Consider the following 22,747-nt stretch of genomic DNA (forward strand, 5'->3'; position numbering starts at 1 on the left):
ATGCGTGCATTGATTAAATTTTAGACAGAGGTTTCCATGTGCGGCATCGTCGGCGCGGTAGCGCAACGTAATATCACTCCCATCCTGCTCGAAGGCTTGAAGCGCCTGGAATACCGTGGCTACGATTCCTGCGGCATCGCCCTGCACGCCGATGGCCGTTTGCAGCGTTCGCGCTCCACCTCGCGCGTGGCCGAGCTGGAAAAGCAGATCGCCGAAGAGGGCTTGAGCGGTTTTACGGGCATCGCCCACACGCGCTGGGCCACGCATGGCGCCCCTGTCTCGTTCAATGCCCACCCGCACTTTTCCCCAACGGAAGAGAACGCCCGCGTGGCGCTGGTGCATAACGGCATCATCGAAAACCACGACGAGCTGCGGGCCGAACTGACGGCCTTGGGTTACGTCTTCCAGAGCCAGACGGACACGGAAGTGATCGCCCACCTGGTCGAGCACATGTATAACGGCGACCTGTTCGAAACCGTGCAGCAGGCCGTCAAACGCCTCGACGGCGCGTATGCGATCGCCGTCTTCTGCCGCGACGAGCCGCACCGCGTGGTGGCCGCGCGCCAGGGCTCGCCCCTGATCGTCGGCCTGGGCAATGGTGAAAACTTTGTCGCGTCCGACGCCATGGCGCTGGCCGGCACGACGGACCAGATCATCTACCTGGAAGAAGGCGACGTGGTTGACCTGCAACTGTCGCGCTGCTGGATCGTCGATGTCGATGGCAAGCCTGTCGAACGCGAAGTGAAAACCGTGCATGCGCACACGGGCGCGGCCGAGCTGGGCCCATACCGCCACTACATGCAGAAGGAAATTTTTGAACAGCCGCGCGCCATCGGCGACACGCTCGAAGGCGTGACGGGCATCATGCCGGAATTGTTCGGCGACAAGGCCTATGCCATCTTCAAGCAGATCGACCGCGTGCTGATCCTCGCCTGCGGCACCAGCTCGTATGCGGGCATGACGGCGAAATACTGGATCGAAGCGATTGCGAAAGTGCCCGTCAGCGTGGAAGTGGCCAGCGAATACCGCTACCGCGACAGCGTGCCGCATCCGAACACGCTGGTGGTGACGATTTCGCAAAGCGGCGAAACGGCCGACACCCTGGCCGCCCTGAAACATGCGCGCAGCCTGGGCATGTTGCACACCTTGACCATCTGCAACGTGGCCACCAGCGCCATGGTGCGCGAATGCGCGCTGGCCTACATCACGCGTGCCGGCGTGGAAGTGGGCGTGGCGTCCACCAAGGCGTTTACCACGCAGCTGGCGGGACTGTTCCTGCTGACCCTGTGCCTGGCGCAAGTCAATGGCCGTCTGTCCGAAGAGCAGGAAGCGGCGCACCTGAAAGCCATGCGTCACCTGCCCGTCGCCATCGCTTCCGTGCTGGCGCTGGAGCCGCAAATCATCGCCTGGTCCGAGGAATTCGCACGCAAGGAAAACGCCCTCTTCCTGGGCCGCGGCATGCACTATCCGATCGCCCTGGAAGGCGCGTTAAAACTGAAGGAAATCTCGTACATCCACGCCGAAGCGTATCCGGCCGGCGAACTGAAACACGGCCCGTTGGCCCTGGTGACGAATGAAATGCCGGTCGTCACCATCGCGCCGAACGACGCCCTGATCGAAAAGCTCAAATCGAACATGCAGGAAGTGCGCGCCCGCGGCGGCCAGCTGTACGTCTTCGCCGACGTCGACTCGCGCATCAGCTCCGGCGAAGGCTTGCACGTGATCCGCCTGCCGGAACACTACGGCGTCCTGTCGCCGATCCTGCACGTGGTCGCCCTGCAATTGCTGGCGTACCACACGGCACTGGCGCGCGGCACGGATGTGGACAAGCCGCGCAATCTGGCGAAGTCTGTGACGGTGGAGTAAACAGGCTGGGGGCTGCTTACTAGAGCTAATAAAGTTGGTCGGGAGCTCGGTGCCGCGTCCTGTCCGTCAGCCGTTCCGCCTATTACGAGGCGCGGCGTCGTTCTGCCAAACTGATTCTGTGCAAAAAAAGCGTTCACCTGAAGGCCGCATTTGCGGCCAGCCATCAAAGCTATGGAAGCCGTCCCTTGGTCACGGTGATGGCCAACCAGGGAATCAAGATCGGACGCCACAAGATTTGCAGTTTGATGCGCAAAGCGGCCTTAAGCCCGTCTGGAGGTGCAAATTCATCCATACCACCGACAGCGAGCACGACCTACCAATCGCCGCCAATGTGCTCAATCGGCAGTTCGATCCGCCAGCGCCGAATATGGCGTATGTGACCGACATCACGTACATCTGCACAGGCGCCGGCTGGGTGTATCTGGCCATCGTGCTCGACCTGTTCGCGCGCAAGGTCGTGGGGTGGCCCATGGCGCCGAGTATGCCTGCCGAACTGGTCTGCAACGCCTTACATGGCCATCCGCGCCAGCCGTGCCTGGGCCTAGTCGTCCATTCCGACCGCGGCAGCCAGTACGCCAGTGCGCTGTATCAGGAACTGCTGGACGAGCACGGCTTTGTTTGCAGTATGAGCCGTAAAGGCAATTGCTGTGACACTCAGTCTATTATGGTAGGGAGCGCCATCGCCGAACGCTTCTTCTTGAACCTCAAGACGGAGCGCGTCTGGTAGCGCCAATATGTCAACCATGCCGAGGCCAAGGCCGACATCACCGATTACATCGTCGGCTTATACAACTGCAAGCGATTGAATTCAGTACTGGACAATCTGCCGCTCGCCGCCTACGAGCGGAAAATGGCACAAAACGCCCCTATTGTTGTGTCCGAAATTACTTGACCACAGCACTCGCGATAATCTTGTAGGCGTTTGGTTTTGCAGTCGATCCTGAGAGTTAAGTAGCTGGCGCGATCTAACCATCTTAAATTATGAAAAATTCAAGCCCTGGGTTAGTTGGAATACCCGCACCACACCGGCACGGCACTTTCGACCAAGAGCCGTTCGCCGACTATATGCGCCGCTGGCCTGTGCACTTCGCGCACGTACCAGAGGCCGTCATAGAGACGTGGATATACCGGCATTGGAATGACTTTCAGGCATGGCTTCCTATGGAGCCCCTGTCTTGGGAATATGCGGTTGTATCTATGTCCAACGAGGAAATCTTGAGTATCGGACACGTCAGCGACTGGCCTAAGACATTGAGGGGCTGGGGCGACGATCTATTCGATGGCAAGCACCGCCTGAACACCTGGCTTGGTCGGTATATGCTGGCTTCAGGAACCATGCCCGCTCCGATAATAGTTGCAGTGAATGCGGGCTCGCATGTGCATCCTCGAGAGCACGAGAAGATGCGCGCCCCCTACCAACTCATCGAAGGGCACTTACGGCTCGCGTACCTCCAAGCAATGATCCGCAGGAAGCATGAAAGCTTGCAACTGTCGCATACCGTAGTTATCGCAACATTTCCGGCCATGCAAGCACGGTAAGCCCAGCGTAAGATGCACGCGCCTTTCCTTCTCTTCAACTGGCAAGGCGTGGTAGCGAGCCAGTCCATCCTAAGTTGAAATCGTATATGCCGACATCACTTGCCTATCTTTTAGATAAATTAAACGATCCTTTTTCATATTTTCCAATTCAGAGTGTGTCCCGATCACTACAGGCTTTGGTTGAAAACACAGACGAAGATTTATTAAATCGGATGGGCTCATATGGGGTATCCAGAAAGTATTGGGACGCTCCCAGTGAGATTCTTCACGAAGAAATCGGGCTGCTCATCGGCGCGAACTTCGTGTTGGGCCAGGCAATGATTACACAAACCGTATCAATTCTTAACAAGATTCGAGAACTGGCTCCACAAACTTGCGAGTTGCCAAACGGTAAAGGACAAATTCTTTCTTTTCAAGCATCGAAACATATGGGAAGTGGGCTTAGCCATCCGTGCATAGTTGATCTTGGGGCAAACTACTTTAAGCATCACAGTGAATGGCCTGAGCAGTGGACACAATCCGGCGGGAGCGGGCTGCAAGGTAAAACAATTCAAGGATGTGTAGCAATAGGCATGTCGCCTCGGGAAGTAACCGATAATATGTTTGCTGCCTTGCAAGCTCTCAGCGCAGACGGTAAGAATGTTGAAGCAATTCAAGGGAGTATCGAATTTTGGAGAAACGGCTTAGCAAAACACCTTTACGAAAAACTTGAGATAACCGACCCATCTACACTTTGAAATTGAATCTGCTCCTACGTGTATACCGGGGAAATAACGAAAGGTTTTACAGCGGTCATTCGAATGGTCTCGCGAAGTATGTCAACGCCCAAAGGGCGAGCAGATATACGCTAATTACTGATTGGATTCCAGAAATACTTCTTACCCAGCCGGTAGCGCGTAAAGCAGATTCGGTGGGTTGAATCCTCGATATCCAATTCCCGAAGCTGAGATCTTTCCAGCCTATACTAGCGGCCGAGAGTAGGCTAAAGTAGAAGGCGGTTAGAATGGCACGGATTCCAGTCTTGTGAAGTCGGGCAGGAGTGTTGTTACCAACGCCTTGTTCCAGGCGTTCTTTTGGCCAGACAATCCAAATCCCGGCACCGTTGGTCCTCGACAAGGCGAACAGGTACGGAAAAGCGAACGCTATCATTAAGTACGCAAGAATCTTAAGCGGCCGACCCGGTGAGGCGCCAAATTCCGTCGTCAAATCAAACGCTACAAAGTAGAACCACCTTTCCAGCCTCGACGCGTGTCGCGCCTCCATACGCTTAAGCGCCGCAGTGAGCGCGCGCTCCTGATCGCGCTTACCAGTTTTCTTAAATTCTTCACGCAACAGTACAAACTGTGACGTTGTGCTTAACGAAGGATCGAGCCGGATCTCAGCCATGTTATGAACCCGAGAAAAGGCTTCTTTATCGGGGAGGTTATCCGCGTGGCCAGCGAGCTTTATGTCATAGAGGGCAAAGCGGGTCCTGGCAACATTGGCTTTATCCATATTCGCCCCGGCGATGATAGCGTAGGACAAGTCGGCGTAAGTTAAGTCAGCACCGCTGAAGTTGGCGTCAACCAGCGCGGCATTCGACATAGATGCACCGCGCGCGACCACGCCAGACAGATCTGCGCCCACCAGCTGTGCACCACCCAGGTCCGCGCCACTTAGATTTGCTCCTCGCAAACTCGCACCGTTGAGCCGAGCGTACTTCAGTTGTGCATTTACAAGATTCGCATTACAGAGATTCGCCTTTTTTGTATCGTCTCGATTATTAATTTCGATCTGCAAGGCGTTTTCTTCAAGCTTCGTGTAAATTTCCAGCCACTGTGTATGTTCATCAAGCAATTTCGCGAGTTCTTCAGGACTCGGATGGCTTCCATCACGGTATTTTCCTATACAAACATTCGCCCCCCATGCTTGCGAACATGGGGAGCACAACAAGAGCGCTATTATTGTTACCACTGCCGCCGAATTCCTCCGCATATTTTCTCCTCACTATATTTCGAGTTTAAAGCCGCCTCTGTCTTCAGCCAGTCTGACAGCCGGAAGGCGGAATGGCGCCAGCCGATTGCGCTTCGCATAGGTGGGTTCAGTAGTTTCCGAGCGGAGATAGCGCCGTCTGGGCTTATCGGGATGCGTCAAGGGTTTTAGCATCGCCTCCTTGCGCCATGACGCTGGCCGGCTGGCGCGCCAGTGCGATGAAGGCGCGCACGTAGTCGATGGCGGTGTCCGTCTCGCGTGCGCCCAGGAAGATCTGCTTGGCGATACCGCGCGCGCCCAGCCGCACCGGCACCACGTCCATCTTGGCTGCGTATTCTTCGACCAGCCAGCGCGGCAGGGCGGCCACACCGCGGCCGCTGGCCACCATCTGCAGCATGATGTCGGTCGTTTCAATGGCTTTGTGGCGCTTGGGCGTGACACCGGCCGGCAAGAGGAATTGATTGTAAATATCCAGGCGCTCGATGTCCACGGGGTAGCTGATGAGCACTTCCTGAGTCAGTTGCTGCGGCTTCACATACGCCGCCGACGCCAGGGCATGGCCCTTGGCCACGACCAGCACCTGCTCATAGTCGAACACGGGTTCGAATGTCAGCCCCGGCTTGTACAGCGGGTCGGGCGTGACCAGCAGGTCGATCTCGTAGCCGAACAGCGCGCCGATGCCGCCGAACTGGAACTTCTGCTTGACGTCCACATCCACATCGGGCCATGCGGCCAGATACGGAGAAACGATCTTGAGCAGCCACTGGTAGCAAGGGTGGCATTCCATGCCGATGCGCAACGCACCGCGCTCGCCCTGCGCGAATTGCCCCAGGCGCTCTTCGGCCAGGTCCAATTGCGGCAGCACCCGGTTCGCCACCGCCAGCAAGTACTGGCCGGCCTGCGTCAGGCGCAGGTTGCGCCCTTCGCGCAGCCAGACGTCGGTGCCCAGTTGCTGCTCCAGCTTCTTCATGCTGTGGCTCAGGGCCGACTGGGTCAGGTGCAGCACGCCTGCGGCGGCCGTCAACGAGCCTTGTTTTTCGACCTGCTGGACGATGCTGAGGTGGATGCGTTCAAGCATTGAAATGAGCCATATTCATGGATGTATGAAATATGACCATTATACTTCATCGATTCTCCCCGCTATCATCCACTTCCTTGTTGCCGGCATTCTTCGCCCTCGCGCATCACTCCCTATGAAAGCAAACATGACACGTCCACTGCGTCTAGTCGCCGTTTCCGGCGGCCTGCAACGCCCTTCCAAGGCGGCAGCCCTGGCAGAGCACCTGATGGACCTGATCGCCGACGAAGTGCTGTGCGAACAACGCCTGGTCGAACTGGGCCGGTTCGCACCGCATGCCGGCGCGACCTGGCGCTCGCAGCTGCCCGAGGCGGTGGAGCGGGAACTTGCGGCGGTCGAGCAAGCCGACATCCTGGTGGTGACCACACCGGTCTATCGCGGTTCGTACACGGGACTGTTCAAGCACTTCTTCGACTTCATTCATCAGGACGCCCTGATCGACAAGCCGGTCTTGCTGGCTGCCACCGGCGGCAGCGAGCGCCATGCCCTGATGATCGACCACCAGTTGCGGCCGCTGTTCAGCTTCTTCCAGGCGCGCACATTGCCGCTGGGCGTCTACGCGACCGACCAGGATTTCCTCGACTACCGTCTGCACAACGAGGCCCTGATCCAGCGGGCGACGCTGGCGGTGCAACGGGCATTGCCCTTGATCGGCTTGACGCGCCATGCGCAATCTGCCACCGCTGAAGAGCTGGTCGCAGCCTGATACGCATCAGCACGGTCACGATAAAGAACACATTCATATTTCGCAGAAATCAGGACAGCAGATCATCATGAGCCAAGATTTTGTATTCAGCATCAAGAGCATTGTTTTCGATGAAAACTATCATCCATCGGACAATACGCGCCTGACCACCAACTTTGCCAATCTGGCCAGGGGAAAGAGCCGCCAGGAGAACTTGCGCAACACCCTGAAAATGATCGCCAATCGCTTCAACAACCTGGCGCATTGGGACAACCCGAAGGCAGACCGTTATTCTGTCGAACTCGAAATCATTTCCGTCGAATTGAATATTGATGTCGCAGGCGGCAACATCCCATTGATCGAGATATTGAAGCCGAATATTCTGGATAAAAAAACGGGAGAGCGCATCGACGGCATTGCCGGTAATAACTTCTCCTCTTACGTGCGCGATTACGACTTCAGCGTGCTGCTGGCAGAGCACAACAATAATACATCCGCATTCAGTGCACCCGATGATTTTGGCGACTTTCATGGCAAGCTGTTCAAACACTTTGTCAATTCAACTACTTACAAAGAACGCTACAGCAAGCCGCCGGTGATCTGCATCAGTGTATCGAGCAGCAAGACCTATCAGCGCACGGAAAATCAGCACCCCATCCTGGGCGTCGAGTATCAACAAAATGAATTTTCCCCGACGGATGCCTATTTCGAAAAAATGGGCATGCAAGTGCGCTATTTCATGCCGCCAAACAGCGCCGCACCGCTGGCGTTTTATTTTATCGGCGACCTGCTGGGTGACTACAGCAATCTTGAGCTGATCGGCACCATCAGCACGATGGAGACATTCCAAAAGATCTACCGGCCCGAAATTTACAACGCCAATTCTGCGGCGGGAAGACTTTATCAGCCCAGCCTGAAGAACCAGGATTATTCGTTGACGCAAATTGTCTATGACCGGGAAGAGCGCAGCCAGCTGGCAGTCAAGCAGGGCAAATATACGGAAGAGCACTTCATCAAGCCATACAAGCATATTCTTGAACAATGGGCTGCGACCACGCTCTCTGCTTAATCAACATACACGACATTACTGATCATGAAAAAATTATTGCCTACATCCACTGCCGGCAGCTTGCCCAAACCTTCCTGGCTGGCGCAGCCTGAAAAACTCTGGTCGCCCTGGAAATTGCAGGACGAGGAATTGATTGAGGGCAAACAAGATGCTTTACGTTTGTCACTGCAGGAACAGCAGCAGGCAGGCATCGATATCGTCAGTGACGGCGAGCAAACCCGCCAGCATTTCGTCACCACGTTTATCGAGCATCTGAGCGGAGTCGATTTTGACAAGCGCGAGACCGTCAGAATTCGTGACCGCTACGATGCGAGTGTGCCGACCGTCGTGGGCGCCGTGAGCCGCACCAAGCCGGTGTTTGTGGAAGACGCCAAATTCTTACGCCAGCAAACCACGCAGCCGATCAAATGGGCCCTGCCGGGTCCCATGACGATGATCGATACGCTGTACGACAGCCATTATAAAAGCCGCGAAAAACTGGCCTGGGAATTCGCCAAGATCCTCAATCAGGAAGCCAGGGAACTGGAGGCGGCCGGCGTCGACATCATCCAGTTTGACGAACCCGCATTCAATGTGTTCTTTGATGAAGTCAATGATTGGGGGATTGCCACGCTGGAAAGGGCGATCGAGGGGCTCAAATGCGAAACGGCCGTGCATATTTGCTATGGCTACGGCATCAAGGCCAATACGGACTGGAAAAATACGCTGGGCTCCGAGTGGCGCCAATATGAGGAATCGTTCCCCAAGCTGCAGCAATCGAATATCGACATCATCTCGCTGGAATGCCACAACTCGCGCGTGCCCATCGACCTGATTGAACTCATACGCGGCAAAAAAGTGATGGTCGGCGCCATCGACGTGGCAAGCAATACCATAGAAACACCGGAGGAAGTGGCCGACACCCTGCGCAAAGCGCTGCGCTTTGTCGATGCCGACAAGCTCTATCCGAGCACCAACTGCGGCATGGCGCCCTTGTCTCGTCGGGTGGCAAGAGGGAAATTGCATGCGCTCAGTGCCGGCGCGGAAATCATCCGACGAGAAATCTCCTAGCAGGCTGGGGACATACCGAATAGGTGAGTTTTACCTTGCCGTAACAGGAAGCAGACTATGCTGCATGACGCCACAGGCACCGGCAGGTGTCCGTGGCGTTTTTATTGCGGTCTTAGAATTCTTCCCAGTCGGATGACGCCGTTGCTGCCGGTGCAGCTTTTTTGGCGGCCGGCACGCGCAGGGCGACGGCTTGCTGGCGCGGTACGGTTGTCGCGGCGATTGCCGGCTTGCTTGCCGACGCGCCGGCTTCCAGTTTGAACGCGCTCACCACCTGCGCCAGGGTGGCCGCCTGCTCCTGCATGGCGGCGGCGGCGGCCGCCGATTCCTCCACCAGGGCCGCGTTTTGCTGGGTGACGTTGTCCATCTCGCTGATGGCCTGGTTGATTTGCTCGATGCCTGCCGTCTGTTCCGCGCTGGCCGAGGTGATTTCTTGCATGATGTCGGTAACGCGGCGCACGCTGTCGACCAGGTCGTGCATGGTGCTGCCGGCCTGGTGCACGAGCTCGCTGCCGGCCGCCACGCTCCGGGTCGAGTCGTCGATCAGGGTCTTGATTTCCTTGGCTGCGGCAGCCGAGCGGTGCGCCAGGCTGCGCACCTCCGTGGCCACGACGGCGAAGCCGCGGCCCTGTTCCCCTGCGCGCGCCGCTTCCACGGCCGCGTTCAAGGCCAGAATGTTGGTCTGGAAGGCGATGCCATCGATGACGCCGATGATGTCGGCAATTTTATTTGACGAGGCGTCGATTTGCCGCATCGTCGCCACCACTTGCGCGATGACGGCGCCGCCGCGCTGCGCCACGCCGGAGGCCGTGTCGGCCAGCACGTGCGCCTGGCGCGCATTGTCGGCATTCTGCTTGACGGTCGAGGTCAGCTCTTCCATGGATGAAGCCGTCTCTTCCAGCGAACTGGCTTGCTGCTCCGTGCGCGCAGACAGGTCCAGGCTGCCCGCCGCCACTTCGGAGGAGGCCGCAGCGATCGTTTCCGTGCCGGCGCGCACCGTGCCCACCGTGTGCGCCAGGTTGTCGTTCATGCGCTTGAGCGCCTGCAATAGTTGCCCCATTTCATCGCGCGACTGCACGGTGATCTGGCTGCGCAAATCGCCTGCTGCCACCGTGTTGGCCACCTGCAGCGCCGTGGCGACGGGACCGGTGATCGAGCGCGTGATGCCATACGCCAAGGCCGCCGCGATGGCCAAGGCCGCCAGCGACATGCCGATCAGCAAGGTGCGCGTGTTGGCGTAGGTGGTGTTGGCGTTGTCGCCCGCCGTGTTGGCCAGGGTGTTTTGTAAACTGATTTGTTCAGCAATCAACTGCTTGTAGACGAGTAAGACGGGGCGCAGCTGGCCGTACAGATAGGCGCTGCTGTCGTCCGGCGTACCGCTTTTGATCAGTTCCAGCAGCACCTCCTGCCCCTGTGCGTAGCGCGTGTTGGCGTCGTTCATCTTGGCCAGCAAGGCGCGCTCGCGCTCGGAATCGAGCATGCTGGCGAGCTTGACGAGATTGCCGGCCGCCGCCTGGCGCGCGGCCAGGATGGCGTCGGTCTGCTTGCGCTGGTCGGCGGGATCGGCGCTGAGCATCATGTTGCGCAGGGCAATGGCGATGTCGTTGATGTTGGCTGACACGCTGTTGGCGAGCTCGATCTTGGGCATGCTGTCATGCACGATATGGCCGGTGCCCTGGTTGATCTTGCCCAGCATGGCAATGCCCAGGCAGGAAATGATAAGCAGCATGGCGCCGATGGCGGCAAAGCCCACGGCAAGGCGTGTGCCGATGGTCAGGTGGGATAAAAACTTCATGGCTGTCTCGATACGGAGGGAATGGTGAAAAGGTCGGCGGCGTGCAGAGGGCTGCCGCGCCGCCAAGCGGACGACGATCCTAGACCTTTTTGAATGATATTTCCATAGGGCAATATGCCTAGTCGCGCCTGGGGGCACACGCCAGTTCCGCTTATCCTGCGGCTTGCCGGTGTTTTCAGCTATATTGACAGGCACCCGCCGGGTGGCGCGCCATGAGCGGCGCCGCTGCCAATCCGGCCGTTTTTCTCATTTTCAGCCATAGGTCCGCATGACTTCTTTCCGTCTCCGTTTTCCCCCCTTCCTGCTGCCGCTGCTATTGACCCTGCTGCTGGCGTGCTCGCTGGCCGCGCCACCGGCCTGGTCGCAGCCCGTCGACGATGCCGCCACGGCCGACCAGCGCCTCGACGGCTTGCGCAAGCAAATTACGACCATCCAGAAGGCGCTCGATGGCGAGGCTGATCTCGATGACGCGACCCTGTCGCAGATGCGCGCCGATGCGCTGGCGGCCAGCGCCGAGGCGGACAAGGTGGCCGATGCGCTCGCGCCCACGCTCGCCAGCGTGCAGGCGCGGCTGGCCGAGCTGGGCAAGCCGGCGGCGGGTACGAAAGATGCCCCTGACGTGGCGGCGCAGCGCAGCCAGCTGGACCGCACCAGCAGCGCGCTCGATGCGCAGGTAAAACTGGCGCGCTTGCTGGCCGTGGAAGCGACGCAGGCGTCGGAACAGGTGTCGACGGCGCGCCGCGCGCAGCTGCAGGCGCGCCTGGGCGAGCGCACGGCATCGATTTTGGCCGGTTCGTTCTGGAAACAGCTGCATGCCGAATTGCCGCAGAATCTGCAGCGCCTGCGGGCGCTGGAGCTGGAATTGGCCGACGCGGCACGCGCCACGCCGTGGTCGGCCTGGGGCGGCTTGCTGGCCGGCATCGTGGCCGTGATCGGCGCCAGCGTCTGGGCTTCGCGTTATCTGCTGGTGCTCACGGCCACGCGCGTGCCGCATGGCCGCTTGCGCCGTTCGCTGCATGCGCTGGCCGTGCTGGTGCTGGCGGCGGCCACGCCGGGGCTGGTGGCCGAATTGCTGGCCATGGGCTTGCGCTGGGATGGCGGCCTGTCCGAAAAAACCTCGACTTTCCTCAGCAGCTTGATCGGCATCATCTGTTTTGCCGGTTTTACGGCGGGCCTGGGCCACGCGCTGCTGTCGCCCTGGCGCGTATCGTGGCGTTTGCTGCCGCTGCCCGACGCGCTGGCGCACCGCTTGCGCCATTTTCCCTGGATGTTTTCCTTCATCGTGGTGCTGGTGTGGGCCACGGAACGCGTCACCATCGTCATCAATGCGGGCCTGTCCACGGCCGTGGCCGTCAATTGCATCGTCGCCCTGGTGATGAGCACGACCATCGCCTATGGCTTGATGCGCGCCGAGCGCTGCTGGCGCCTGTTGCGCGAGGCCGATCCCGCCACCCTGGTCACGCCGCTGTGGCTGCGTTGCGTCACGGTGCTGCTGTGGCTGGCGCTGGCGTCCAGCGTCATCAGTTTGCTGGTCGGCTATGTGGCCTTCGGCAGTTTTATCGCCAAGCAAATCGCCTGGGTCATCGTGGTGGTGGGCAGCACGTACCTGCTGACGGTGCTGGTCGATGATATCTGCATGTTGCTGGCGTCCACGCCGCCGCCGCCGGATGCCGCCCATCCTGTGCTGGCCACGCCCAAGGCGCGCGACCAGGCGGCCGTGCTGCTGTCGGGCATCGGCCGCGCCATCGTCGTGCTGCTGGCGCTGATGCTGCTGCTGGCGCCGTTCGGCGAGGGGCCGGGCGAGCTGTTCCAGCGGGTCGGCAAGCTGCAGGATGGCCTGGCCATCGGCGAGGTGGCGATCCGCCCGTCCGCCCTGATCCAGGCCCTGCTGGTGCTGGTCGTCGGCTTTGTGGCGCTGGGTCTGTTCAAGCGCTGGCTGCAAAACAGTTATTTGCCGACCACCAATCTCGATACGGGCATGCAAGTGTCGTTCATCACGCTGTTCGGCTATATCGGCGGCGTGCTGGCCGTGGCGCTGGCCCTGTCGGCGGCCGGCATCGGCCTGGAACGCATCGCATGGGTGGCGTCGGCCTTATCGGTGGGTATCGGTTTCGGCTTGCAGGCGGTGGTGCAGAATTTCGTCTCCGGCCTGATTCTATTGGCCGAGCGCCCTGTAAAAGTGGGCGACTGGGTGTCATTGGGCGGCGTGGAGGGCGACATTCGCCGCATCAATGTGCGCGCCACGGAAATTCAGCTGAGCGACCGTTCGACGGTGATCGTGCCGAACTCGGAATTCATCACCAAGACGGTGCGCAACGTGACCTTGGCCAATCCGCTGGGCCTGGTGCAAGTCAAGCTGCCGCTGCCGCTGGGCACGGATGCGCAGGCGGCGCGCGCGCTGATCCTGTCCGTTTTTGTCGACAATTCCGACGTGCTCGACACGCCGGCGCCCAGCGTGCAGCTCGACGGCATCGACAATGGCCTGTTGCTGTTCAACGCCACCGGCTATGCCTCGTCGCCGCGCCTGACGTCGGGCATCCGCAGCGCCCTGCTGTTCGAGCTGCTCAAGCGCCTGGACGAGGCGCATATCGCGATTGCCAAGCCCAGCACGATGGTGCTGAGCACCGTGCCGGCGCAGCCCGAGGCGCCGCTGATCCCGGCGGTGGCGCCGACGGCGTCCCCCGCCCCCGTGCCGCCGCTGACGAGCTAGTCGGCACAAGTCAGCGCACGGTCGACCACAGCAGCGCCGCCAGGTACAGGCCGATGCCGAACGCCGTGTGGGCCATCAGGCTGCGCCGGCGGGCGGCGGTCGGATGCGGCGTCTTGCGGGCGGCCAGGCCGGCGCCTATGCCCGGCTGCAAGATGCAAAACGGCGCGGCCACGCTCACCAGGCCCGCCAGCAGCGCCGGCGCGAACGTCGGCTGGCGCACCCACTCCTGTCCCACCAGCGCCAGCAGCACGGCCGCAAACAGCACGCCGATCACGTAATGGGCGGTCCAGCCCAGGATCGCTTCATCGCGCACGGGCGCCGCCTGGGCGATGTTGACGTGGCTCAAGGTGCCGCGTGGCAGATGGCCCAGCCAGCGTCCTACCATCGCCATGTTCAGCGAGGGGATGCACCAGAAGCGTTTCAAGGCCACCGCCCACACATCCATCACCGCCGTCGCGCCCACGCCGATCGCCAGGGCATCGAGCCAGAGTATTTGCATTACCGCTCCTAACATTCAATTAATTGCTTGAATGTTATAAGGGTGCTAGCATCGTGTCAATGAAAAATGCTGATATTGAATTGCTTGCCGGTTCCGCCGCGTTTGCCCATATTTTAGGCAGTGCGCCGCGTCTGCACCTGCTCGGGCAGATCGCGCACGGTGAATTTGCGGTGGAGCAGCTGGTGGAGTTGACGGGCCTGTCCGTGGCAAATACCTCGCAGCATTTGCAGCAGTTGCGGCGCGCTGGCTTCGTGCAGGCGCGCCGCGACGGCAAGCGCGTGCTGTACCGGCTCGGCAGTGGCCCCATCGTGCAACTGCTGGCTGCGCTGGAGCTGTATGCGCAGCATCAGCGCAGCGAATTGCAGGCGCTGAGCCGGGGCGACCACGTGGAAGCGATCACGGGCGACGAGTTGCTGGCGCGCTTGCAGGAAGCCAGCATCACCGTGCTCGACGTGCGTCCCGCGCAGGAATTTGCCGCCGGGCACTTGCCCGGTGCGATCAATATTCCCTTTGAAGACTTGCAGCGCCGCTTGGGCGAGTTGCCCGCGAACGCAGAAATTGCCGCCTACTGCCGCGGCCCGTATTGCGTGCTGTCCGTGCAAGCCGTGGCGGCCCTGCGCCAGCACGGCTTGCCTGCGCGCCGTCTCGGCAGCGGCTACGACGCCTGGCAGGCGGCCGGCTTGCCTGTCGTGAAGGCGGCGTGATGGCCATTCCGAACAGCAAGCAGGAACTGGTCGAGGCGATTAGCACCACGTACGCCAAGCTGGCGCAGGAGCTGGCGCGCGTGCCACCGGCCTTGGCGCGCGATCCCGTGCTGGAGGGACAAGTGAAGGGCACGCGCATGAGCGTGTGCGATCTGCTCGCCTATCTGGTGGGATGGAACGAGCTGGTCCTGCACTGGCACGCGCAGCTGCGCGACGGTAAACGCATCGAGGACATCGCCTTTCCCGCCGAAGGTTTCACGTGGAACGCTCTGGGTCCATTGGCGCAGCGTTTCTATGCGGACTATGCTGACCTCAGCATGGACGACTTGCTGCAGCGCCTGGAACAGGCGAAAGACCAGCTGCTGGCGCTGATCGACGCGCATGACGACGCGCAATTGTATGGCTAGCCCTGGTACACGCATTACACGATGGGACGCATGATCCAATTCAATACGGCGTCGCCATATGCGAATGCGCGCACGCGCTTGCGGGCCTGGCTGAAGACTTTGTAGGGACTGGAGCGGCAGGCTTGCACGATTGCATCAGTACGCTCAGAAAATTTTTCAGGCAGGATAGTGGTTTCAAGCGGAACCAATTGAAGGATCACCATGCTGACCATCGCCCTCGCCCAGATGAATCCCACCGTGGGCGACTTCGACGCCAATGTCGCCGCCATCACCGCGCGCATGGCCCGCGCCAGCAGCGATGGCGCCGACCTGCTGGTGTGCCCCGAACTGTCGCTGTGCGCGTACTACCCGGGCGACCTGTTCGAGGACGCCGCCTTCCTGCGCGCCATGCAGCGGGCGCTGAATAAGCTGCTGGAGGCGTCCACGCGCTGGCCCGGACTGGTCACCGTCATCGGCACGGCGCGCCCGAATCCCGGCGTCGGCAAGCCCCTGTACAACGCCTTGCTGGCGATGCGCGACGGGCACATCGTCGCCGAATACTACAAGCAGCTGCTGCCGACGTATGGCATCTTCGACGAGGGCCGCCATTTCGAGCCCGGTCCGCCCGGCGCCTGCACCCTCGATATCGCCGGTTGCAAGGTGGGCTTCATGATTTGCGAGGATGGCTGGAACGACGATGGCCGCGCCTACGCCGTCAATCCGTTTGAGGCCCTGCACGCGGCGCGGCCAGATCTCATCGTCAGCATCAACGCCAGCCCGTCCGACATCGGCAAGCGCGCGCAGCGCCACGCCGTGTTTGGCGCCGCCTGCGCACGCGTCAACTTGCCCCTGCTGTTCGTCAACCAGGTGGGCGGCCAGGATCAACTTGTGTTCGACGGCGCCTCGTTCGCCATCTCGCCCGGCGACGGCCTGCAATTCGAGGCGGCCCGCTTCGTCGAGGATTTTCAGCTGCTGCGTTTTGCCGATGGCCGTTTCGCGCGGTCCGATGGTCAGCCCTTCCCCGTGCCCGACCCGGACGGCATTCCCGCCGTCGAATTTGCGCGGCGCCAGATCGTGCTCGGTTTGCGCGACTACGCGCGCCGCTGCCGTTTTACGCAAGTCGTCGTCGGTTGCTCGGGCGGCATCGATTCGGCGCTGACCCTGGCCCTGGCCGTCGAGGCGCTGGGCGCCGACAACGTGGCGGCCATCACCATGCCGTCCGTCTTTTCCAGCGCCGGCTCCGTCACCGATTCCGTCGCCCTGTGCGCCAACCTGGGCATCGCCCTGACCACGCATCCGATACGCGACATCGTGGCGCAGTACGAGGCCGGCTACGCGGAGGCCTTCGACGGCAAGCTGCAGGGGCTGCCGCTGGAAAATTTGCAGGCGCGCGTGCGCGGCACCATCCTGATGGAGTACTCGAATGCGTTCGGCGCCCTGCTGCTCACCACCGGCAACAAGAGTGAAATCTCGGTCGGCTACTGCACCCTGTACGGCGACACGAATGGAGGCCTGGGCCTGATCGGCGACCTGTATAAAACCGAGGTGTTCGCCCTGTCGCGCCACATCAACGCCAGCGCCGGGCGCGAGCTGATCCCCGCCGCCGTGCTCGATAAACCCCCGTCGGCGGAGCTGGCGCCGGGCCAGCGCGACACGGACAGCCTGCCGCCGTACCCGGTGCTCGATGAAATCCTGAAGTGGCATATCGAGGGACGGCGTTTGCCGGCGGCCGAAAGCGCGCAAGCACTGACCCTGGTCGACCAGCTGCGCGAGACGGACGACGGGAGGGCACTGGTGCGGCGCATCCTCGGCATGGTCGCCCGCAACGAATATAAACGGCGCCAGGCGGCGCCCATCATCCGCGTGCGTTCGCGCGCCTTTGGCAGCGGGCGTCAATTGCCGATCGCCGCCCACTACCCTACCGGAGACGACGCATGACCTTATCCTATTGCGCCGACGCGGCCATCCTGATCGGCCGCTTCCAGCCTTTTCACAATGGCCATGCGGGCTTGCTGCGGAAGGCGCTGGCCACCGCCACCCAGGTGGTGGTGGTGCTCGGTTCCGCCTTCCATGCGCGCAGCCCGAAGAACCCGTTTACGTGGCAGGAACGGGCCGCCATGATCGCCGCAACGTTACCCGAGGCGCAGCGCGCGCGCGTGCATTACGTGGCCGTGCGCGATTACTACGACGATGGCTTGTGGGCCGACGCCGTGCGGCGCGCCGTGGCGGGCGCCGTGCCCGCGGCGCAGCGCATCGCCCTGGTGGCCTGCTTCAAGGACGCCACCAGTTATTACCTGCACCACTTCCCGCACTGGCAGTTGCTCAACCTGGAGATCGACCCTGGCGCACCGATCGGCGCGACGGCCATCCGCAACGTGCTGTTCGAGGCCGAGGACGTGGACGTGTCGCTGAGCGCCGTGGCGCAGCTGCTGCCGGCGGCCATCGGACAGTATGTCAAAGCGTGGACCTTGCTGCCGTGGTACGCGCCGCTGGTGCAGGAACACCGCGCCATCGAGGCGTACAAGGCGCGCTGGCGCACGGCGCCGTATGCGCCCATCTTTTGCACCGTCGATGCGCTGGTGCAGACGGGCGGCCACGTTTTACTGGTGCGCCGCGGCGGCTATCCGGGCAAGGGTTTGTGGGCGCTGCCCGGCGGCTTCCTGGAGCCGCGCGAGCGTCTGCTGCAGGGAGCCCTGCGCGAGCTGGCGGAAGAAACCCAGCTGGGCGTGCTGGCGCCCACCCTCGTCGAGGCGCTGGTCGGCGTGGCCGTGTTTGACCACCCGGACCGCAGCCAGCGCGGGCGCACCATCACGCATGCGCATTATTTTGACCTGAAGACGCGCCAGCTGCCGGCCGTGACGGCGGCCGACGACGCGGCGCTGGCGCAGTGGGTGCCCGTGGCCTCGCTGCCGGCCATGGAAGAGCAATTCTTCGAAGACCACTTCCACATCCTGAACCACTTCCTCAAGCTCACGCACGAGGGGCGCTGAGGGGAGCAACCCCCTCAGCGCGCGTCAGGAGGTCACGCGCTCCCAGCCATGCTTGATGGCCGCCTTGAAGTTGTCCCACGCGGACTGGGGATACGTGTGCTCCCACGTGGAACGCAGGTCCGCTTCCACCTCGTCCCATGGGCGGCCCCGGTAGCTGTCGCTGTTGGCCATGGAATGGCCATAGCGGTAGGCGGGATCGTAGTCCTCGAAGCGCGCGCCGGTGGCGACATAGGTGGCGCTCCAGTGGCTGCGGTAATACTGCTCGTCGTCGTAGCTGGTGCCGGGCAGGTTCTCGGCGCCCGGATAGCGGCGCACGTTGGCGCCCGTGCCGGAAGGCGGCGGCGACGCCATGTCGCGGGCAAACTGCTGCGACCCTGGCGCCTCGTTCATATTGCTGGCGGACGTGCCCTGCTGCGATGGCGCGCCGGACTGCATGCTGGCGCCCTGGCGCATCGCGCTGTCGTGTTGCGGCGCGCCTTGCCAGCCGCCGGCACGCCAGTGGCCGGCGTGCGCATCGATGTCGAGCGGCGCATAGCGCTCGACGAGGTCGGTGGCGCGCTGGATATCGGCGTCACTCGCCCCTTCCAGGGTCAGCACGACATGCCCGCGCCGCACGGCTTCCGCATAGATGTGGCGGTCGGCGTGGCTGCCGAACAGGTCCGTAAAGAAATGCTTGATGTTGTCGAGCAGATTATCGCTGTCGTCGCGGCGGATGTTTTCCGTGGTGGAAAAGTCGTCGCTGCCCGCATCGCGCAGGCGGATGCTGGCGCCGGGGATGCCCGCCGTGATCAGGTCGTGCCGGGCGCGCTCGGCCATGTCGCGCACGGCGAAAACTGCTGCCAATGTATGTGCCATGATGGTCTCCAATCGGTGAACAACGTCCTTTCAGTGTAGGCCGTGTCAAGCGAAAGGGGCGCCCGTTTGCCTCTTGGAAATCGTTGTGTTTATCAAGTATTGACGAAGTGAAATCTCAGTCCGGCGTGCCCACAAAAGCGCGCAAAAAGTCGATAAAGGCGCGCACCTTTTCCGCAATATGCTGGGTGTTCGGATACACGGCATACACGCCCTGCTGCGGGAACACGACGTCGGGCAGCAGGCGGCGCAGGCGTCCCGCGCGCACGTCCGCCTCCACCAGCCACTGCGGCAGCAGGGCCACGCCGCAGCCGCCCAGGGCAAAGCCCAGCAGGGCCGAGGCGGAGTCGGAATGGATGGCGGCGTCGTCCTGCGCGGCGAAGGTGGCGGCGCCGTCCGGTGTCTGCACCTCCCAGCGCAGCGGCGAAGCCAGGCGGCTGTGCGCCAGCCAGCGCGCGCGCTGCAAGTCGGGCAAGCTGGCGATGTCCCTGGCGGGCAGGCTGGCCAGGTAGGCGGGCGAGGCGACGGGCCAGATCGCATACGGTTCGATCAGCGCGGCGCGGTAGCTCGAATCGTTGAGGGAACCCATGCGGATGGCCAGGTCGTAGCGGCCCGAGATCAGGTCTTCATGCGACGATGAAGACGAATGCTGGATCTGCAGCTGCGGGTGGGCGGCGGCAAACGCGATCAGCGCGGGGATCACCGTGCGGCCGCCGTATTCGACGGTGGTGGTCAGGCGCAGGGTGCCGCGCAAGCCCTGCTGGCCCTGGCGCGCCGTCTCGATGGCGCCGTGCGCTTCGCTCAGCACGCGCTGGCAATCTTCGTAAAAACGCCGTCCCACGTCGGTCAGCGCCAGGCTGCGCGTGCTGCGCGTGAGCAGCGACACGCCCAGCTCCGCCTCCAGCTGTTTCAAGTTAAAACTGACGACGGCCTTGCTCTGGCCCAGCACGGCGGCGGCCGCCGTCAGCGAGCCGGCGTCGACGATGGCGATGAAAATACCCAAGCGGTCAAGACTGATCATAAATAAGAATGAGGAGGCATGCGGGTTGTAGAGGTTTGTCAAAATTTATTTGACAGTGTAATCGGGGCTGGCCCGTTACGCAAATGGCCTGTGGCGCTTAAGCTGGCCGTTTGCCATTCGGAGCACCATGGACTATCGCAAAAAAGTGGCGGCCATCTATCTGCTGGGTTTTTTCGTCGACCTGATCAACATGTTCATCACCAGCGTCGCCTACCCCGACATCGGCCATGCCCTGCACGCTTCGGTGGCGCAGCTGGCCTGGATCAGCACCGGCTACATTCTCGGCCTGACCATCGTCATCCCCGCCAGCGCCTGGCTGGCTGCCTATTATGGCAGCAAAACCGTGTTTATGGCATCGTTGCTAACTTTTTTATGCGCCAGCATCGGCGCCGGCCTGGCGCCCTCGATCGAGGCGCTGATCGTCTGGCGCTGCGTGCAGGGTTTGGGTGGCGGCTTGCTCATTCCGCTGGGCCAAAGCATGACTTACCATCTGTACCAGCCTGCCGAGCGCCCTGGCCTGTCCTCCGTCATCATGCTGGTGGGCTTGCTGGCGCCCGCGCTGTCGCCCGCGCTGGGCGGCGTGATCGTCGACAGCCTGTCGTGGCGCGCGATTTTCTATCTGAACGTGCCCTTCGCCGCGCTGGCGCTGCTGCTGGCCGCCTGCTGGCTGCGTCCCGACCCGCCGCGCGCGCAAGTGCCCCGCCTCGACGTGGGCGGCCTGCTGGCGGGCAGCACGGCGATCTTGCTGCTGTTGCTGGGCCTGACGATGCTGGGCACACCGGGCGAGCTGGCGGCCGGCGCCGGCGTGCTGGCGCTGGGTGCCCTCTGCGCCTGGGCCTACGTGCGCGGCGCCTTGCGCAAAGCCACGCCGCTGCTGAACCTGCGCCTGGCCGCCGAACCGCTGCTGCGCATTGCCATGCTGATGTATTTGCTGGTGCCCGGTGTCTTCATGGGCGTGAGCCTGCTGGCCATGCTGTACCTGCAGGGCGTGCTGGGCATGTCGGCATCGACGGCGGGCGCGCTGATGCTGCCGTGGGCGCTGGCCTCGTTTGCGGCCATTTCACTGACCGGCAAAAGCTATCGCCGCGTGGGTCCGCAACCGCTGTTCATTGCCGGTGCGCTGCTGCAGGCGGCGGGCATGCTGATGCTGCTGCGCGTGGATGCGGCGGGCCAGTTATTCTGGCTGGCGGGCGCGTATGCCGTGATGGGTTTTGGCGGCGGCTTGTGCAGCAGCACGGCGCAAAGCACGGCGTTTTTGCGCACGCCGGACGGGCAATTGAGCCAGGCCAGCGCCGTGTGGAATATCAACCGCCAGCTGGGCTTTTGCCTGGGCGTGGCGCTGCTCAGCGTACTGCTGAATGGCTTGCTGGCGGCGCATGGGATTGCGTCGCTGGACGACCCCGCCCAGCACGCGCGCGCGGTGCAGGTTTTTCACTGGTGTTTTGCCCTCGCCGCCGCCTCGTGCGTACTGCCTTTGGTGCTGTGCGCGCGGATCGATAACCGCGCCGTTCTCGACCTTTTACATCACCATGGAGTAGCGAAAAAATGAACGCAACGAACCCCTGTTTTGACGATGTTTTATCCACGCATGTGCTGATCCGCGAGTGGCTTTCCGGCGAGGCTGCGGCGCCCGAACATTGCGCTGATTTGCTGGCGCGTTTTTCACCCGCTTTCACGATGGTGGCGCCCGGTGGCAAGCAGCTCGATCACGCCGGCTTGACGGCGTTTTTCCGCGCCGCCGGCGGTAGCCGTCCGGGTTTGCAGATGCGGCTTTCCGACCTCGTTGTAATCCAGGACAGCGCGGCCGGCGCCACCGTGTCCTACCGCGAATGCCAGTCGCTGCCGGGGGGAGAAAACACCGAGCGCCTGTCGACCGTCGTGTATGACAAAACACCCACTGGCGCCCTGCTGTGGCGCCATCTGCACGAAACGTGGGTGGTTTAATTTAGCTCAAATCATGCAAGTCTTTTTGCTGCGCCGGAGCGATGGAAAACTGCGAAAAAACCACCTCCAGGCCACCACGTTCCGGCGTGCAGCACATGGGGCCGACAAGGTAGCGCGATGCCGTGGGAAACGGCGCCAGGCGCAGCAGCGGCCAGCGCTGGCCATCGGTGGAATACTGCACGCGGATCACGCCTTGCGCCACCGTCACGCGCAGCCAGAAACCATCGGGCATGGCGGGGGCGATGCTGACGGCCCAATCCGATTTGTCCAGGGTCAGTACGCTGCTCAATAGCAGCTGGCCGTCGGAAAATTCGACACCGCATTTGATCCAGTTTTCCGCATCGATGCGCACCATCATGCCGGCCTGGTCATACAGCGAAGAGTACTGCGCCGCCACGTGCAGCTGCGCCGTGAAATCGCCGCCGATTTCCGTGCCGAAAAAGTGGCCGCTGTCGCGGATAAAACCATACGAGGTCTTGCGCCAGAAATCGGTTTTTTCATCGGTCGTCACGCGCAGTTGCGCCGCGTCGCGGGTGAAATTTTCCGGTGGATTGAGCCAGCTGCCTTGCGTGAACATCGCGCCCCTTTCCG

21 protein-coding genes and 1 pseudogene are annotated in these 22,747 nt (G+C 61.8%); 14 read left to right on the forward strand and 8 right to left on the reverse strand.

Annotation, left to right across the window (positions count from 1 at the left end; translation table 11 throughout):
- The first annotated feature begins 36 nt into the window (after positions 1 to 36).
- From glmS to KY494_RS17780, 4 genes are all read left to right on the forward strand, one after another.
- Positions 37 to 1,866, forward strand: coding sequence for a glutamine--fructose-6-phosphate transaminase (isomerizing) (gene glmS / locus KY494_RS17770; RefSeq protein ID WP_219887704.1), 1,830 nt, complete (start codon positions 37 to 39; stop codon positions 1,864 to 1,866).
- A 197-nt stretch (positions 1,867 to 2,063) separates the two neighbouring features.
- On the forward strand, positions 2,064 to 2,246 hold the full coding sequence (locus KY494_RS30180) for a hypothetical protein (RefSeq protein ID WP_375143489.1): 183 nt from the start codon (positions 2,064 to 2,066) through the stop codon (positions 2,244 to 2,246).
- Positions 2,234 to 2,593 (forward strand): DDE-type integrase/transposase/recombinase, encoded by a 360-nt coding sequence (locus tag KY494_RS30185; RefSeq protein ID WP_375143366.1) that lies wholly within the window; start codon positions 2,234 to 2,236, stop codon positions 2,591 to 2,593. The genes KY494_RS30180 and KY494_RS30185 overlap by 13 nt, the downstream gene beginning before the upstream one ends.
- 898 nt (positions 2,594 to 3,491) lie before the next feature.
- Positions 3,492 to 4,142: a hypothetical protein gene (locus tag KY494_RS17780; RefSeq protein ID WP_219887706.1), complete on the forward strand. Its 651-nt coding sequence runs from the start codon at positions 3,492 to 3,494 to the stop codon at positions 4,140 to 4,142.
- 55 nt (positions 4,143 to 4,197) lie between these two features.
- Here KY494_RS17780 and KY494_RS17785 read toward each other — a convergent pair whose 3' ends face one another.
- Both KY494_RS17785 and KY494_RS17790 read right to left on the reverse strand, forming a co-directional pair.
- Complete coding sequence (locus KY494_RS17785) at positions 4,198 to 5,241, reverse strand: pentapeptide repeat-containing protein (RefSeq protein WP_219887707.1); 1,044 nt, start codon at positions 5,239 to 5,241, stop codon at positions 4,198 to 4,200.
- Between the two features lie 280 nt (positions 5,242 to 5,521).
- Positions 5,522 to 6,454, reverse strand: coding sequence for a LysR family transcriptional regulator (locus KY494_RS17790; RefSeq protein WP_219887708.1), 933 nt, complete (start codon positions 6,452 to 6,454; stop codon positions 5,522 to 5,524).
- A 127-nt stretch (positions 6,455 to 6,581) separates the two neighbouring features.
- Here KY494_RS17790 and msuE point away from each other — a divergent pair, with 127 nt between their 5' ends.
- The 3 genes from msuE (at position 6,582) to KY494_RS17805 (ending at position 9,258) form a co-directional block, all read left to right on the forward strand.
- Positions 6,582 to 7,160 (forward strand): FMN reductase, encoded by a 579-nt coding sequence (gene msuE, locus KY494_RS17795; protein ID WP_219887709.1) that lies wholly within the window; start codon positions 6,582 to 6,584, stop codon positions 7,158 to 7,160.
- 67 nt (positions 7,161 to 7,227) lie between these two features.
- The gene (locus KY494_RS17800) at positions 7,228 to 8,208 is read left to right on the forward strand and encodes a DUF1852 domain-containing protein (RefSeq protein ID WP_219891632.1); all 981 of its coding nucleotides are present in this window, start codon (positions 7,228 to 7,230) and stop codon (positions 8,206 to 8,208) included.
- Positions 8,209 to 8,232: 24 nt separating this feature from the next.
- Positions 8,233 to 9,258, forward strand: a complete 1,026-nt coding sequence (locus KY494_RS17805; RefSeq protein ID WP_219887710.1) for a methionine synthase — start codon at positions 8,233 to 8,235, stop codon at positions 9,256 to 9,258.
- A 112-nt stretch (positions 9,259 to 9,370) separates the two neighbouring features.
- On the opposite strand, the gene KY494_RS30045 is transcribed toward KY494_RS17805, so the two are convergent.
- On the reverse strand, positions 9,371 to 11,050 hold the full coding sequence (locus tag KY494_RS30045) for a methyl-accepting chemotaxis protein (RefSeq protein WP_219887711.1): 1,680 nt from the start codon (positions 11,048 to 11,050) through the stop codon (positions 9,371 to 9,373).
- 268 nt (positions 11,051 to 11,318) lie between these two features.
- Between KY494_RS30045 and KY494_RS17815 the strand changes: the two genes are divergently transcribed.
- Positions 11,319 to 13,760, forward strand: a complete 2,442-nt coding sequence (locus KY494_RS17815; RefSeq protein ID WP_219887712.1) for a DUF3772 domain-containing protein — start codon at positions 11,319 to 11,321, stop codon at positions 13,758 to 13,760.
- Positions 13,761 to 13,770: 10 nt separating this feature from the next.
- Here the strand turns inward: KY494_RS17815 and KY494_RS17820 are convergent, their stop codons facing one another.
- The gene (locus KY494_RS17820) at positions 13,771 to 14,259 is read right to left on the reverse strand and encodes a DUF2938 domain-containing protein (RefSeq protein ID WP_219887713.1); all 489 of its coding nucleotides are present in this window, start codon (positions 14,257 to 14,259) and stop codon (positions 13,771 to 13,773) included.
- Positions 14,260 to 14,318: 59 nt separating this feature from the next.
- Between KY494_RS17820 and KY494_RS17825 the strand changes: the two genes are divergently transcribed.
- Both KY494_RS17825 and KY494_RS17830 read left to right on the forward strand, forming a co-directional pair.
- Positions 14,319 to 14,963 (forward strand): metalloregulator ArsR/SmtB family transcription factor, encoded by a 645-nt coding sequence (locus KY494_RS17825; protein ID WP_219887714.1) that lies wholly within the window; start codon positions 14,319 to 14,321, stop codon positions 14,961 to 14,963.
- A pseudogene (locus KY494_RS17830) lies at positions 14,963 to 15,475 on the forward strand (ClbS/DfsB family four-helix bundle protein). The gene KY494_RS17825 and the pseudogene KY494_RS17830 overlap by 1 nt, the downstream one beginning before the upstream one ends.
- Here KY494_RS17830 and KY494_RS17835 read toward each other — a convergent pair.
- The gene (locus KY494_RS17835; protein WP_219891800.1) at positions 15,385 to 15,573 is read right to left on the reverse strand and encodes a hypothetical protein; all 189 of its coding nucleotides are present in this window, start codon (positions 15,571 to 15,573) and stop codon (positions 15,385 to 15,387) included. The pseudogene KY494_RS17830 and the gene KY494_RS17835 sit on opposite strands and share 91 nt — an antisense overlap.
- On the opposite strand from KY494_RS17835, the gene KY494_RS17840 reads away from it, so the two are divergent.
- Together KY494_RS17840 and KY494_RS17845 are read left to right on the forward strand one after the other, a co-directional pair.
- A complete protein-coding gene (locus KY494_RS17840) occupies positions 15,572 to 17,287 on the forward strand; it encodes an NAD+ synthase (RefSeq protein ID WP_219887715.1) in 1,716 nt (571 codons plus the stop codon). The two genes, KY494_RS17835 and KY494_RS17840, sit on opposite strands and share 2 nt — an antisense overlap.
- Positions 17,284 to 18,339 carry a bifunctional nicotinamide-nucleotide adenylyltransferase/Nudix hydroxylase gene (locus tag KY494_RS17845; RefSeq protein WP_219887716.1) on the forward strand — a complete coding sequence of 352 codons (1,056 nt, stop codon included), beginning with the start codon at positions 17,284 to 17,286 and terminating at the stop codon, positions 18,337 to 18,339. Before KY494_RS17840 ends, KY494_RS17845 begins: the two co-directional genes overlap by 4 nt.
- A 24-nt stretch (positions 18,340 to 18,363) precedes the next feature.
- Here KY494_RS17845 and KY494_RS17850 read toward each other — a convergent pair whose 3' ends face one another.
- Complete coding sequence (locus KY494_RS17850; RefSeq protein WP_219887717.1) at positions 18,364 to 19,194, reverse strand: hypothetical protein; 831 nt, start codon at positions 19,192 to 19,194, stop codon at positions 18,364 to 18,366.
- Positions 19,195 to 19,309: 115 nt separating this feature from the next.
- Complete coding sequence (locus tag KY494_RS17855; protein WP_219887718.1) at positions 19,310 to 20,212, reverse strand: LysR family transcriptional regulator; 903 nt, start codon at positions 20,210 to 20,212, stop codon at positions 19,310 to 19,312.
- A gap of 127 nt (positions 20,213 to 20,339) precedes the next feature.
- Between KY494_RS17855 and KY494_RS17860 the strand changes: the two genes are divergently transcribed.
- Positions 20,340 to 21,761 (forward strand): MFS transporter, encoded by a 1,422-nt coding sequence (locus tag KY494_RS17860; protein ID WP_219887719.1) that lies wholly within the window; start codon positions 20,340 to 20,342, stop codon positions 21,759 to 21,761.
- Positions 21,758 to 22,156 carry a DUF4440 domain-containing protein gene (locus KY494_RS17865; protein WP_219887720.1) on the forward strand — a complete coding sequence of 133 codons (399 nt, stop codon included), beginning with the start codon at positions 21,758 to 21,760 and terminating at the stop codon, positions 22,154 to 22,156. The genes KY494_RS17860 and KY494_RS17865 overlap by 4 nt, the downstream gene beginning before the upstream one ends.
- Position 22,157: 1 nt before the next feature.
- Here the strand turns inward: KY494_RS17865 and KY494_RS17870 are convergent, their stop codons facing one another.
- Positions 22,158 to 22,733, reverse strand: a complete 576-nt coding sequence (locus tag KY494_RS17870) for a DUF1349 domain-containing protein (RefSeq protein ID WP_219887721.1) — start codon at positions 22,731 to 22,733, stop codon at positions 22,158 to 22,160.
- Positions 22,734 to 22,747: the final 14 nt, after the last annotated feature.

The sequence above is a fragment of the Janthinobacterium sp. PAMC25594 genome (assembly GCF_019443505.1).
Classification (GTDB): domain Bacteria; phylum Pseudomonadota; class Gammaproteobacteria; order Burkholderiales; family Burkholderiaceae_D; genus Janthinobacterium.